The sequence below is a fragment of the Hymenobacter sp. BT559 genome (assembly GCF_017571525.1).
Classification (GTDB): Bacteria; Bacteroidota; Bacteroidia; order Cytophagales; family Hymenobacteraceae; genus Hymenobacter; species Hymenobacter ginsengisoli.
In genome coordinates this window covers 293,015-306,528 of record NZ_JAGETY010000003.1, presented here as the reverse complement: position 1 = coordinate 306,528, position 13,514 = coordinate 293,015, and the positions used below count along the sequence as shown (strand labels likewise).

The 13,514-nt window shown below is 59.8% G+C and carries 12 protein-coding genes; 6 read left to right on the top strand and 6 right to left on the bottom strand.

What is annotated here, in order from left to right; translation table 11 throughout:
- Window positions 1-37: 37 nt before the first annotated feature.
- Together J4D99_RS05905 and J4D99_RS05900 are read left to right on the top strand one after the other, a co-directional pair.
- Entirely contained in the window at window positions 38-439 is a 402-nt protein-coding gene (locus J4D99_RS05905; RefSeq protein ID WP_208130781.1) for a YybH family protein, read from the top strand.
- Window positions 440-535: 96 nt separating this feature from the next.
- Entirely contained in the window at window positions 536-1,036 is a 501-nt protein-coding gene (locus tag J4D99_RS05900) for an ankyrin repeat domain-containing protein (RefSeq protein ID WP_208130780.1), read from the top strand.
- A 142-nt stretch (window positions 1,037-1,178) separates the two neighbouring features.
- On the opposite strand, the gene J4D99_RS05895 is transcribed toward J4D99_RS05900, so the two are convergent.
- The 4 genes from J4D99_RS05895 to J4D99_RS05880 form a co-directional block, all read right to left on the bottom strand.
- Window positions 1,179-1,967 (bottom strand): SDR family NAD(P)-dependent oxidoreductase, encoded by a 789-nt coding sequence (locus tag J4D99_RS05895; RefSeq protein ID WP_208130779.1) that lies wholly within the window; start codon window positions 1,965-1,967, stop codon window positions 1,179-1,181.
- A gap of 6 nt (window positions 1,968-1,973) precedes the next feature.
- Window positions 1,974-2,915, bottom strand: coding sequence for a restriction endonuclease (locus J4D99_RS05890; RefSeq protein WP_208130778.1), 942 nt, complete (start codon window positions 2,913-2,915; stop codon window positions 1,974-1,976).
- A 39-nt stretch (window positions 2,916-2,954) separates the two neighbouring features.
- Window positions 2,955-5,060 (bottom strand): methylmalonyl-CoA mutase, encoded by a 2,106-nt coding sequence (scpA, locus tag J4D99_RS05885; RefSeq protein ID WP_208130777.1) that lies wholly within the window; start codon window positions 5,058-5,060, stop codon window positions 2,955-2,957.
- A gap of 143 nt (window positions 5,061-5,203) precedes the next feature.
- Entirely contained in the window at window positions 5,204-7,009 is a 1,806-nt protein-coding gene (locus J4D99_RS05880) for a methylmalonyl-CoA mutase family protein (protein WP_208130776.1), read from the bottom strand.
- Between the two features lie 180 nt (window positions 7,010-7,189).
- Here J4D99_RS05880 and J4D99_RS05875 point away from each other — a divergent pair, with 180 nt between their 5' ends.
- The 3 genes from J4D99_RS05875 (at window position 7,190) to dnaA (ending at window position 10,655) form a co-directional block, all read left to right on the top strand.
- Window positions 7,190-7,945 carry a 5'-nucleotidase C-terminal domain-containing protein gene (locus tag J4D99_RS05875; RefSeq protein WP_208130775.1) on the top strand — a complete coding sequence of 252 codons (756 nt, stop codon included), beginning with the start codon at window positions 7,190-7,192 and terminating at the stop codon, window positions 7,943-7,945.
- A gap of 96 nt (window positions 7,946-8,041) precedes the next feature.
- Window positions 8,042-8,968, top strand: coding sequence for a bifunctional metallophosphatase/5'-nucleotidase (locus J4D99_RS05870; protein ID WP_208130774.1), 927 nt, complete (start codon window positions 8,042-8,044; stop codon window positions 8,966-8,968).
- Between the two features lie 154 nt (window positions 8,969-9,122).
- Complete coding sequence (gene dnaA / locus J4D99_RS05865) at window positions 9,123-10,655, top strand: chromosomal replication initiator protein DnaA (protein WP_208130773.1); 1,533 nt, start codon at window positions 9,123-9,125, stop codon at window positions 10,653-10,655.
- A 67-nt stretch (window positions 10,656-10,722) separates the two neighbouring features.
- On the opposite strand, the gene J4D99_RS05860 is transcribed toward dnaA, so the two are convergent.
- Window positions 10,723-11,511 carry an SDR family NAD(P)-dependent oxidoreductase gene (locus J4D99_RS05860; RefSeq protein ID WP_208130772.1) on the bottom strand — a complete coding sequence of 263 codons (789 nt, stop codon included), beginning with the start codon at window positions 11,509-11,511 and terminating at the stop codon, window positions 10,723-10,725.
- A 221-nt stretch (window positions 11,512-11,732) separates the two neighbouring features.
- On the opposite strand from J4D99_RS05860, the gene J4D99_RS05855 reads away from it, so the two are divergent.
- Entirely contained in the window at window positions 11,733-12,098 is a 366-nt protein-coding gene (locus tag J4D99_RS05855) for a cupin domain-containing protein (RefSeq protein ID WP_208130771.1), read from the top strand.
- Window positions 12,099-12,163: 65 nt separating this feature from the next.
- Here J4D99_RS05855 and J4D99_RS05850 read toward each other — a convergent pair whose 3' ends face one another.
- Window positions 12,164-13,393 carry an HD domain-containing protein gene (locus J4D99_RS05850; RefSeq protein ID WP_208130770.1) on the bottom strand — a complete coding sequence of 410 codons (1,230 nt, stop codon included), beginning with the start codon at window positions 13,391-13,393 and terminating at the stop codon, window positions 12,164-12,166.
- Between the last annotated feature and the right edge of the window lie 121 nt (window positions 13,394-13,514).

The following is a 13,514-nucleotide window of genomic DNA, read 5'->3' as shown; positions in this document are numbered from 1 at the left end:
ATTTGGGCCTGTCTCCCACCTGTTAACCCTCTGTTGTATGACGCCTACCGCCACCAGCATCCGCTCCGAGATTCAGCGCGCCAATGCCGCGTTTGAAGCGCACTTTGCGCAGGGTTCTGCCGCCGCCATTGCCAGCCTCTACACCAGCAACGCCGTGCTGCTGCCCACGGGCCACGACCCCATTCAGGGCCACGAAGGTATTCAGGCGTTCTGGCAGGGTGCCCTCGACATGGGCGTGGCGCGGGTGAGCCTGCATACACAGGAGGTAGAAGAACTGTCCGATACGGCCATCGAGCTGGGCGTGTACACGCTGTTCGGAGCCAACAGCCAGCAGCTCGACAAGGGTAAGTACCTTGTGGTCTGGAAGCAGCAGCAGGGCCAGTGGAAGCTGCATCAGGACATCTGGAACACCAGCCTGCCCGCTCCGCAGGCCCAGTAGCACACGATGGCGAGTGAGGGCTGGCCAGGCCCCGCCGAGCGGCTAAACATCTCCCGGCCCCGGTTTGTCGTAGCAGCCAGACCACCTCTCCAGCTTATGCCCTTTACCTCTGCCCAACCCATCGACCTGCTCTACGACGCTGCCCGGCGCGGCAACGTAGTCGACATCAAGCAACTGCTTCAAAACCCGCAGCTCGACATTAATGCCCAAAATGGCAAGGGCTACACTGCCCTCATCCTGGCCACCTATGACGACCATCTCGACGCGGCCAGGGTGCTGCTCGACGCCGGTGCCAACCCCGACCTGCAAGACGCCAGCGGCAATTCGGCCCTGATGGGCGTCAGCTTTAAAGGCTATGCCGGTATTGCGCGCCTGCTCATCGAGCGCGGGGCTAGCCTCGATTTGCGCAACGGCAACGGCGGCACGGCCCTCATGTTTGCAGCGCTCTTCGGGCGAAACGAGATTGTAAAAATCTTGCTCGATGCCGGCGCCGACGCCTCCATTCACGACCACCGTGGCCTCTCGGCCCTGCACCTGGCCGGCCAGCAAGGCAACGAAGAAGCCTGGAACCTGCTAGGCGGCCCCGAGCAGGAGTGAGCCCTTATAGGCAGAATAAAAAACGTGTATCCTGCTGACGCCGGAAGCATCTTCCCACCGCTGCATAATCTAAGCGTGATAAGATACTTCCAGCGTCAGCAGGATACACGGTTTTTGGGGTAGTTCAGCTACCCGGCCGTTTTTATATACTGCGTATTACGCCACCATCGGCGCGCACCGAGGCGCCGTTGGTAGCAGCAGCGAGGGGGCTAGCGAGGTAGGCCACGGTATTGGCAATCTCGTCTACCGTGATGAAGCGCTGTAGCAGCGACGAGGGCCGCGCATCGCGGAAAAACTCGTGCTCGGCTTCCTCGCGGGTTTTGCCCTCGCCGGCCAGCTTCTTCAAAAACTCTTCGACGCCCTCCGAGGCAGTAGGGCCGGGCAGCACCGAATTGACGGTAACGTTGGTGCCCTTGGTGAGCTCGGCCAGGCCCCGCGCTACGGCCAGCTGGGCCGTTTTGGTGGTGCCATACTGTATCATCTCGGCCGGAATCTGGAAGCCCGACTCACTTGAGATGAAGATAATGCGGCCCGCATTCTGCTTGAGCATCAAGGGGAAGTACTGGCGCGAAAGCCGCACCCCGCTCAGCACGTTCACCTCGAAGAAGTGCAGCCATTCGTCGTCGGTGATATCGGTAAAGGGCTTGGGCTCGAAAATGCCGACGTTGTTGACAAGAATATCCACCGTGGGCACTTGCTGGAGCAGATTAGCGACCCGTGCGGCGTCGCCAAAATCAACGGCTACGCCGCGCACGCTGGCGTCTGGCGTCTGGGCCAGAATGGCTTTTTTAGCGTCGTTGAGGCGCGCCTCGGTGCGCCCGGTGATGATAACGGTTGCGCCTTCGGCCGCCAGGCGCTGGGCAATGGCTAGCCCGATGCCGCCCGTCGAGCCCGTAATGAGGGCCGTTTTGGAAGTGAGTTGGAGGTCCATAAAAAATTAGTCTTCTTCGAAAAAATCTGTATCGAGCCTTTTTATTTCATAGGTATTTATTGTTGATACACCGAGATTATAGTCAATCATATACTGAGCTAACTGCTCACCATCAATGAGTACTATTTTAGTCTCGTTTTTAGGGACAAAGTTTTTCGCGTCTGCGGTAAATCTATCCGTTGTAATAAATACCCCTTTTTTCGCGCCCTGGCCAGCAAGGGCTCCCACAAAGCTGTGAATTTCTGGTCTGCCAACAGGGCTATTCCACCTTTTAGCCTGGATATAAATTACATCCAAGCCTAATTTATCTTCTTTGATAATACCGTCGATTCCATCATCTCCTGATTTTTTCGTGGTACTCCCTGCATCCTTAAATGAGCCGCCATAACCCATCTTTACGAGTAAGTCGACAACAATTTTCTCGAAAAAATACGGAGATACTCCCTTTAGTGTGCTGATAATATCTTGTACTAAGGAGTTTCTCAATTGCTGATGAGCACCTTCCAAAATTTCATCAGGTGTTTTCGTTGACTCTGTAGCGCTAGTTACTTGGTTATTTATAACATTCGTTGATTTAAGCTCGCTTGCTGGTGTGCTATTATTCGTGCCTGTAATAAACTCCAAGTAAGCCGGATATTGCTTTAAAAAAGAGACATTTATTAAAGTTGGAGATTTTTGCAGTACACTAATTCCTAGAGGGGTTATTTTAATAAAACCCTTTTTAGGTGAGTCAACTAGTCCTGCTTTCTTCAGATGGGTTTTTGACCAACCAATGCGATTGTTAAATACTGGCTGTTTACCGCTTGGAAGCAATTCGTTTAGCTCAAGTGATGTCAACTTAAATTTTTCGGCTAACGATGTCTTAATATCCGCCATTTTTACCTCATGCCCATTTGCAATAGTTTGCATTAGAGGTAGCATAATAGTTTGAAAATCCGGAATAGCCATTTTTGTTAGTTCTCAGGTCGAAAATGTCAATACAAAAACCTAGTTCAGCTTCTCCAGAATCTCCAGCGCAGCCTTGGCTACCACCGTGCCGGGTCCGTAGATGCCGACCACGCCCGCGTCGTAGAGCTGCTGGTAGTCCTGGGGAGGGATGACGCCGCCGGCGATAACAAGGATATCGGGGCGGCCTTCCTGCTTCAATTCTTCAATGAGCTGGGGCAGCAGCGTGTTGTGGCCGGCGGCCAGGCTGCTCACGCCGACTACATGCACGTCGTTGTCCACGGCCTGGCGGGCTACCTCGGCGGGAGTTTGGAAGAGGGGCGCCAGGTCCACGTCGAAGCCCACGTCGGCGAACGAGGTGGCGATGATTTTGGCGCCGCGGTCGTGGCCGTCCTGGCCCATTTTGGCCACGAGCATACGGGGGCGGCGGCCTTCGCGGGCGGCGAAGTCCTCGGCGGCGCGGCGGGCCTGGGCGAAGTCAGCGTTTTCGGTCATGCCTTGCTGGTAGATGCCCTGCACGGTGCGGCTGGTGGCCTGGTGGCGGCCCCACGCGGCTTCGAGGGCGTCAGAGATTTCGCCGAGGGTAGCGCGGGAGCGGGCGGCAGTCACGGCCAGGGCCAGCAGGTTTTGGGTAGTGTCAGTGGCGCCGACGGTGAGGGCTGCTAGGGCCGCTTGCACGGCGGTAGTGTCGCGCTCGGCGCGAATTTTCTTGAGCCGCGCTACCTGGCTTTCGCGCACCGCGTCATTGTCGATTTGCAGCACTTCAAGCGGCGCTTCGCCCTCGGGGGCCAGGTATTTGTTCACGCCCACGATGACCTCCTGGCCGGTATCGATGCGCGACTGCTTGCGGGCGGCGGCTTCCTCGATGCGGAGCTTGGGCAGGCCGGTTTCGATGGCGGCCGCCATGCCGCCGAGGGCTTCCACTTCCTCCATCAGGGCCCAGGCCTGGTTGGCGAGGTCGGCGGTGAGGCTTTCTACGTAGTACGAGCCGCCCCAGGGGTCCACCACTTTGGTGATGTCGGTTTCGTATTGCAAATAAAGCTGGGTGTTGCGGGCAATGCGGGCCGAGAAGTCGGTGGGCAGGGCTAGCGCCTCATCCAGGGCGTTGGTGTGCAGGCTCTGGGTGCCGCCGAGGGCGGCGGCGAGGGCTTCCACAGTAGTGCGGGCCACGTTGTTGAACGGGTCCTGGGCAGTGAGCGAATAGCCCGAGGTTTGGCAGTGGGTGCGCAGCGCGAGGCTTTTATCGCTCTTGGGGTCAAATTGCTTAAGGAGCTTAGCCCACAGCAGGCGGCCAGCGCGCAGTTTGGCAATCTCCAGGAAGTGATTCATGCCGATGCCCCAGAAGAACGATAGGCGCGGGGCGAAGTCGTCGATTTTCAACCCCGCCGCTAGCCCGGCGCGCACGTACTGCAAGCCATCGGCTAGGGTATAGGCCAGCTCCAGCTCGGCGGTGGCGCCGGCCTCGTGCATGTGGTAGCCCGAGATGCTGATGCTGTTGAACTTGGGCATGTGCTGCGCCGTGTAGGCGAAGATGTCGGCGATAAGCCGCATGCTCGGCGCGGGCGGGTAGATGTAGGTGTTGCGCACCATAAACTCCTTCAGAATATCATTCTGAATGGTGCCCGTCAGCGTTGAGGGCGGTACGCCCTGCTCCTCGGCCGCCACGATGAAGAAGGCCAGCACCGGCAGCACGGCCCCGTTCATGGTCATACTCACCGACATTTCGCCCAGCGGAATCTGGTCGAAAAGGATTTTCATATCCTCCACCGAGTCGATGGCCACGCCGGCCTTGCCCACGTCGCCCACCACGCGGGGGTGGTCCGAGTCGTAGCCCCGGTGGGTGGCCAGGTCAAAGGCCACGCTCAGGCCTTTCTGCCCGCCGGCCAGATTGCGGCGGTAAAAGGCGTTCGATTCTTCGGCCGTGGAGAAGCCCGCGTACTGGCGCACAGTCCAGGGCGAGCGCACGTACATGCTGGCGTAGGGCCCGCGCAGGTAGGGCGCTATGCCTGCGCCGAAGCCCAGATGCGGCAGGTGCGCGGCATCGGCGGCCGTATACACGGCGGGGCCAGCGCTAGGGTAGTCGGCAGGCTTGGCCGGAGCGGGTAGGCTAGCGGCGTCGTAGGCGATAGTGGAAAAGTCGGGGCGCATGGCTAGTATCTTATCTTATATAACGTTGGTCATGCTGAGCTTGTCGAAGCATCTCGCTTGCGCCGCTAGGGTCATTTTCTAACGATAGAAGCAAGATGCTTCGGCAAGCTCAGCATGACGTTCTCTTTCCTTTAGACATATTGTTACCTCCCTTGCAGGCGCGCTAATACCTCCTCCGTGCGGTGGCCTTCCACCACAAATTCCTTGAACCCGAACACCCGCACGGCTTCCAGCAGCGTAGCCAGGTCGGAGGTGATGAGCGAAGGAATATCGAAGGTGTGGCCGGCGGGCACCTGCTGCACCACCCGCGCCAGGTGGTCGAACTGCTCAGGCTGGGCATACATGAGGGTGGCTTCTTTGGGCTTTGAAAACAACACCGAATACGAATCGGGGGCAATGGAGGCGCTGGGGGGCGTGTCGGTGCGCTGCTCGGGGTGCAGCAGGTGCCAGAAGGCCTCGGCAATTTCTTCGTTTACGCGGGCGCCGCCCAGCAGCACCAGCGTGGCCTGCTTGTCCTGGTTGGCGCGGCGCTCGAAGTGCAGGGCCGTGGCCAGGCGCAGTACCTCGCTAGGGTAGGTAGCGCGGGTCGTGTCGAAGTCGCGCGAGCGCAGCAGCTGCTTGGGCTGAAATTCAAACTTCTCCTGGTGGTTCTGAAAGCGGTTGGTACCCACCACTACATCCTGGCCAGTGGCAATGCGCTTGAATTTTTCGAGTCCCGCCTGGCTCACGGCCTCCAGGGCGCGGGCGCGGGCTTGTAGCATGCCACCCTGCGCTTCGAAGGCCTGAAATTCGGCCCAGGCGGCGCGGGCCAGCTCATCGGTCAGCGTTTCCAGGAAGTAGGAGCCCGCGGCCGGGTCGGCCACCCAGTCAAGGTGCGCCTCGTCCTTGAGAATCACCGGCAGGTTGCGGGCCAGCCGGGCGCTAAACTCATTGGGAGCCTGATACAAGCAGTCGAAAGCCGCCACCTGAATAGAGTCGGCCCCGCCGAGTACGGCGCTCATGGCCTCGGTAGTGTGGCGCAGCAGGTTGGTGTGCGGGTCGAGGGTGGTCTGGGTCCAAGCCGAGGTAGTGGCGTGGATGGGCAGCGTGGCCGCGCCCACGGCGGGCAAACCGTAGGCGTGCAGCAGCGTGGCCCACAGCCGGCGCGCCGCCCGCAGCCGGGCAATTTCGGGAAAGTAGCTAGGCCCAATGGCGAAGTCGAGGTGCAGCTGGCGCGCCACGTCGGCCACGGTAAGGCCGCTGGCTTCGTCGGGCAGCTCGCTCAGCATAGCGGTGGCAGTGCTCAGGCTAAAAGCCAATTGCTGGGTAAGCGTGGCGCCCCGATTGCCAAAATACAAGCCATTGACGGCCAGCGCTGTGAAGCCCGGCCACTCGCGGGCTAGCCCGATGCAGCGCCGCAGCGTGGCGCGGAAGGGCAGCAGCTCAGCGCCCTCGGGCACCGTGGTAGGCGAGTAGCGCAGAAAGCCTTGCAGCGGCTCGCCGTTGCTGGCCGTGTGCAGCCGTTCGAGCAGCAAATCGGGCCCCTGCTGCACGGTGTAGCCCAGCCAGGTGCTGGCCAGCGGCAGGCGGGTGGCCAGCTCGCCCACGGCAAAGCTGGCCGGGTCGCCACTAAAGTGAAAGTGCAGGCCCTCGGCCCCGCGGGCCAGGGCGTCGGCGCCCTGCTCTATCTGCAGGCGGCCATCGGTGCCGGCGGGCACGGTGAGGGGCACTACGTTGCGGCAGGGCGCGGGGCGGGGCGGCAGCGGGGCGGGCGGCCCACCTAGGGCGGCCAGGGCCTCGCGGTGGTAAAAGGGCTCCGCCACTAGGCCGTCGGGCAGCGTCCAGCGCAGGCTGGCGGGGTCGGCCCCCTTGGCTTCGCGGGCTAGCTGGGCCTGCCACTGCGCCGTGCTCACGGGCGCAAACTCGGGAAAGGAAACGGGCGGGGTAGGGGGAAGAGAGGAGTCAGTCATACAGTTTTTGGCGAGCAGCGGGGTGGCGCGGCTGGCCCGCAGGGGCCGAAAGATACCGCCTTTGTTGGCTTGGCGTCGGGTAGCGAGGCTAGGCCTGGAACCGGTGCGGCCGCCTCCGGCGCTTACTTTTGTAGTTTCCGCTGCTACTCGTTGCCCGCTCTTTTACTTGTTGCGAATCTGATGCGTTTCGTTCGTTCTGTTGCTGCCAGCCTGCTTGCGCTAGCCCTCACCACCGCCTGCCAGCGTGGCCCGCTGCAAGCCACCGCCCACCTGCCGGCCACTACCAGCCAGCCCGTGGGGGGCGCCATTGTACCCGATGCCGGCGCGGCCGACTACATCAAGCCCTACCACGACAAGGTAATCAGCGAGATGCAGCAGGTGATTGGCAAGGCGCCGGTGGCCCTGGGCAAGAATCCCGGCGAAAACCCCATCGTCAACTTCGTGGCCGACTTGCAGCGCACCGCCGCCAGCAAGTACTTCAAGGGTGAGCCCATCGAGCTGGGTGTGATGACCAACGGCGGCATGCGCAACGCCCTGCCCGCCGGCGACGTCACGCTGGGCAATGTGTTCGAGCTCATGCCCTTCGAGAACGAGCTCATTGTGCTCGACGCGCCCGGCCCCGTGGTGCAGCAGCTCTTCGATTATTCGGCGCCCATCGGCATGGCCGTGTCGGGCGCAGTCTATACCGTAGGGCCCGATAAGAAGCCGCAAAATATTCTCATCGGTGGCCAGCCTTTCGACCCGGCCAAGACCTATCGCATCGCCATCTCCGACTACCTGGCCGGCGGCGGCGACCACATGGATTTTCTTAAAGCAGCCAAGCTGCGCCACACCGGGCTGCTGCTGCGCACCGTCATCATCGACCACATCAAGGCGCTTACCGCCGCCGGCCAGCCCGTCACGGCTAGGGTCGAGGGCCGGGTGAAAACCCTGTAGCAGTGCGCAGTTATCAGTGAGTAGTGAACAGTCGCTGATGCTTTTCTCGTTGTCTTATCTGTTCACTGCTCACTGATAACTGCTTCCTGAATTTTTATGCAGCGCCGCGACTTCCTCCAGAAATCTTTAGTTGGCACGGCGGGCCTCAGCCTGCTAGGCCCCAGCCTCGTTGCCAACGCCGCCGGCAGCACCTCGCGGCTCATCATTCTGCACACCAACGACATGCATTCGCGCATCGAGCCCTTCCCCGATAATGCTCCGCAGTGGGCCGGGCTAGGGGGCATGGCGCGCCGCGAGGCGCTCATCGACAGTGTGCGCAAGCAGGAGCCCAACGTGCTGCTGCTCGACTCGGGCGATATCTGGCAGGGCACGCCCTACTTCAACTTCTTTCAGGGCGAGCTGGAGTACAAGCTGATGAGCCGCATGAAGTACGACGCCAGCACCTTCGGCAACCACGACTTCGACAACGGTCTCGAAGGCTTGCAGAAGCAATTGCCCAACGCCGGCTTCCCCTTCCTTATCGCCAATTACGACTTTAAAGGCACGCCGCTGGCCGGCCGCTTCGCCCCCTACAAGATTTTTGAGAAAGCCGGTGCCCGCATCGGGGTCTTTGGGCTGGGCATTGAATTGAAGGGCCTAGTGGCGGATAAGAACTTTGGCGCCACCCAGTACCTCGACCCCGTAGCCATAGCGAAGGCCCAGGTGCAGCAGCTGCGCGAGCGTGAGAAGTGCGACATGGTTATCTGCCTCTCGCACCTCGGCTATAAGTATGAGAGCGAGAAGCTTGACGACCGCAAGCTAGCCGCCCAGGTGGGGGGCATCGACCTGATTCTGGGCGGGCACACCCACACGTTTATGCCCGCGCCAGAGCCAATTACAGGGCCCAACGGCCACATTACGCTCATCAATCAGGTAGGCTGGTCGGGCATCAACCTCGGCCGTATTGATTATGAAATGCGCCGGGGCGCGCAGCCCGTGCGGGCCACCGGGGCCTTGGTGCTGCCCGTAGGCGCTACCTGCTAGCGCGACCATATAAGCAAGCATTTGCCGGCTTTTTTGTCTGCTGGTTTATGCGCAAATTTGTCCCCCCCAAGTCGGGCCGGTGCCGTGCCGGTCCGACTTGGAGGGCTTTTTTTCGCTGTCGGTTGTAGTAGCCGGGTTCGTTTTTGTTCACTTCATGTCGCAGGATTTCCGCACCGTTTGGGCCAGTTGCCTGCGCGTCATCCGCGCTGAGGTGGGGGAGCAGAGTTTTCGAACCTGGTTTGAGCCCATTGCGCCGGTCGAGCTGCACGGCAAGGTGCTCACCATTCAGGTGCCCAGCGTGTATTTCTACGAGTTTCTCGAAGAGCACTACGTTGAGGAGCTTAAGCGGGCCATCTACCAGGAGCTAGGCCCCGAAGGTCGCCTGGAGTACAGCGTAGTAGTCGACCAGGGCAATGCTCAGGCGCCGCCCAAGGCCATGCACCTGCCGCCCGCCCGCAAGGCGGCCCCTAGCGCCCCGGCTCCTGAGCGTAGCGCCGGCCCAAATTATGGCACTGCGCCCGGGGGTATTCAACCGGGGCGCCCCGTGGCGCAGGCGCGCCACTTGGTGCCCGGTGGCAATACGGCCACGGCCGCGCAGGTAGCGGCCACCACGCTGCGCAACCCCTTCGACGCGGCCAAAACGATGGACCGCAACATCGTGCCGTCGCAGCTCAACACCACGTACACCTTTGATAATTACGTGGAGGGCGACTGCAACCGGCTAGCCCGCTCGGCGGGCCTAGCGGTGGCCAACAAGCCCGGCACCACGGCCTTTAACCCGCTCATGGTATATGGCGGCGTGGGCCTGGGCAAAACGCACCTCGTGCAAGCCATCGGCAACCACATCAAGGCCACGAATGCGGAGAAGTTCGTGCTCTACGTATCGGCCGAGAAATTCACCAACCAGTTTATCGAAAGCCTGCAGCGCAATGCTGTGCAGGACTTCGCCAACTTCTACCTGCTCGTCGATGTGCTCATCCTCGACGATGTGCAGTTCTTGGCCAACAAGGGCAAGACCCAGGAGATGTTCTTTCACATCTTCAATCACTTGCACCAGGGCGGGCGACAGATTGTGATGACCAGCGACCGCCCCCCCCGCGAGCTCAGCGGCCTCGAAGACCGCCTGCTTTCGCGCTTCAAATGGGGCCTCACTGCCGACGTGCAAAGCCCCGACTTTGAAACGCGCATCGCCATTATCCATAATAAGGCCCAGCAGGATGGCATGGAAATCGCGCCGCAGGTAGTAGAATACCTGGCCCATTCGGTGCCTACCAACGTGCGCGAGCTCGAAGGCGTGCTTACCACCCTGCTAGCTCAGAGCGTACTCACGCGCCGCGACATCGACCTCGAAATGGCCAAAGGCGCCCTGCGCCACATCATCGAAGAGGTTGAAGCTGAAGTCAACGTCGATTTTATCCAGAAAACCGTGGCCGACTACTTCAGCGTGCCGGTGGCGCTGCTAAAAGAGAAAACCCGTAAGAAAGAGATAGTTACGGCCCGGCAGGTGGCCATGTACTTCACCAAGGAGCACACCAACCACTCGCTCAAAACCATCGGCTACCACTTCGGCGGCCGCGACCACGCCACGGTCATCCACTCGGTGCAAACTGTGTCGGATTTGATTGATTCCGACAAAAAATTCAAAGACCAGATAGCCGAGCTGCGCAAGAAATTCGTGCAGAAGTAACGGCTTTGTTACCCAGCCAAAACAACTAAAAGGGGGCGCGCAAGCGCCCCCTTTTAGTTGTTTTAGGTTACATGGAGCGGTGAGTTTGGGTGCGCTCCCGTAGAGTTTCAAAGTTGGCTTTAGCTACTTCGTCAATCTTTTTGGGCTCCAGGAAATTCAGCTTTATCTGCTCTTCTCGTTCGGGGCCACCCAAGATGACGTTGATTTCGCCATTGAGCAAGCCTTCCACTGCGGCCTGGGCCACATCCTGGGCCGAATCCATATTGTGCACCACGGCCGTTTTCATCATGTCAGTGTCGGTCGCGGCTGGGTACACCGTCATCACGTGTAGCGGATACTGGGCCAATTCCCGGCGCATGGCGTCCGAAAACTGCCCAACGGCAGCCTTGGTGGCAGCATACACGCTGTAAAAAGGCATGGCGATGTAGCCGTAACCGGAGGAGATGTTCATGATAGCGCCTTCCGGACTGCCTTGCAGCAACGGTAAGCACTTTTTGGTTAGCAAAATCAGGCCCGTAACGTTGATGGCAATCTGGCTACTAATGTCCTCGTCGCTTACCTCCGTGAGCAGGCCGGCGCTTACTACCCCAGCATTGTTGATGAGAATATCCAGCGCGCCCCAGGTGTTTGTTAGGGTAGCCACGGCGTGGTCGAGGTCTTTTACCCGGGCCACGTCTCCGGGGAGTAGCAGGAACCTGACAGCTGGATATTCGGAAGCCAGGGCTTCTAGCGGCTCCCGGCGGCGGCCTATCACGGCAATATCGCGCACGCCGCGTTGCGCTAGTTCGGCAACGAGGGCCTTGCCGATGCCGATACTACCCCCGGTAATGAGTACTTTTTTAGTGGTCAGGTTCATACTCTTGTTGTTTATTCGGTAGCACTTACCTCTGCCTGGTAGTAGATGCAGTCAATTTTCTTACGTGAGTTAAGTGGAAAGGTCAGGAAACGGGCAGTAAGTACCCTTGATTACTGCCGTGCTAGCTGGCTTGTGCCTAGCAGCCAACCGGATGCTTTTTGCCTCACCCTACTCGAGCTTTAGTACCTTTCCAGCTCATAAAGCCACTTTAGTCTTTTCTCATGACTCCCACGCCCATCACCCTGACCGATAAGTTTGCGCAGTTTGAAGACCTCTGGAACCCGCGCATCATCGGCGAGCTAAACGACCAGCACATCAAGATTGCCCGCGTAGATGGCGAGTTCATCTGGCACAGCCACGCCGAGGAAGATGAGCTGTTTATGGTCGTGCAAGGCAAGCTCTTCATCGACTTCCGCGACCGCACCGAAGAAATCCTGCCTGGCCAAGTGCTGGTGGTGCCCCGCGGTGTGGAGCACCGGCCGCGCACCGACGCCGAAACCTGGATTATGATGATAGAGCCCAAAACCACAGTTAATACCGGCAACGTGGAAAGCGAGCGCACGCGCCTCAACCTGGAAGTACTGTAAGCCCTAGCGCGCACTACCTGGCCGTGCAGTAGTCAGCTGCACGGCTCATAAAAAGGGTTCAGGCGCTACAGGATTTCCTTGGGGTAGCAGATGTAAAATTTCTGTACCTTCTGGCTAAGTGCCTGAATATTAGGTAGGTCGGAGGCTTCTGTTACGTTCACGACTTTGCCGAGCTTAGTCAGGATATTGATGGTTTCGTTGCTGCCGGCGTCGTAGGCCGTGTTGCTGAGGCGGCCGGTTATCATCAGCTCGCGGGCCTCCTCGGGGGCTAGCCGGAAATGCTCGGCAATCAGCTCCACGATGCCGAGCTGAAATTCTTCATCGTGCGGCTCGGGGCTGACTACAATTTTGAACAGTTGCCTGTTAATAAGGCTCTTGGCCAGGAAGCTCAGCACTTTGTCGGGGTGGCTTTTCCAGCTTTTGATGGCCGACCACACGTCCGTGTCATCAAGCTCCACAAAATGACTGAGAATATCAGGGTTGGTTTCAAAATCGGCTAGGGTCACGGCGCGGCCCAGAAAGAACGTGAGGCAGGTGCTACCCGGCACCGCCACCCCGGCGCGGGCCAGGTCGCGGGCGCGCTGCATAATGCGAATGACCATCTGCTCGGCGCTCGTAACCGTCTTGTGCAGGTACACTTGCCAGTACATCAGCCGGCGGCTAACCAGGAAATTCTCGACCGAGTACACGGCTTTTTCTTCCAGCACCAGGCGCTCGTCTACCACTTGCAGCATCTTGATGAGGCGGTCGGCGCCCGGCCGGCCCTCGGCCACACCGGTATAGAAGGAGTCGCGGTTGAGGTAGTCGAGCCGGTCCATATCGAGCTGCGAGCTCACGAGCTGGTGAAAAAACTCGCGCCCGTAGCTGCCCTGAAACATCTGCATGGCTAGCCCCAGTCGCCCGCCAAACTGCTCGTTGAGCCGCTCCATCAAATAGAGCGATAGCTGCTCGTGCGGCACGTCCTGGAAGATGCTGGTTTCCAGCGCGTGCGAGAGCGGCCCGTGGCCGATGTCGTGCAGCAGGATGGCAATTTGGGCGGCCTCACCCTCCGCAGCCGATATCTTCACGCCCTTGTCCTTGAGCGTGCGCAGCGCCAGCTGCATGAGGTGCATGGCCCCTAGCGCGTGGTGAAAGCGCGTGTGCAACGCCCCCGGATACACGAAGTTGGTAAGCCCTAGCTGCTGAATGCGCCGCAGCCGCTGAAAGTAGGGGTGCTCGATGAGGTCAAACAGCAGCTCAGTGGGCACCGTGACGAACCCATACACCGGGTCGTTGAAAATCTTCTTTTTATTCATCGCAAACGGGCCGTGGCCCACATAGCTGGCTAGGGGGTGTTAGCCGGTAGTTACGGCCGGTTGGCCGACTAAGCTGCACCTTGCACGAACCCAAACCCCTGTTTTCCGGTAAAGCTACGGA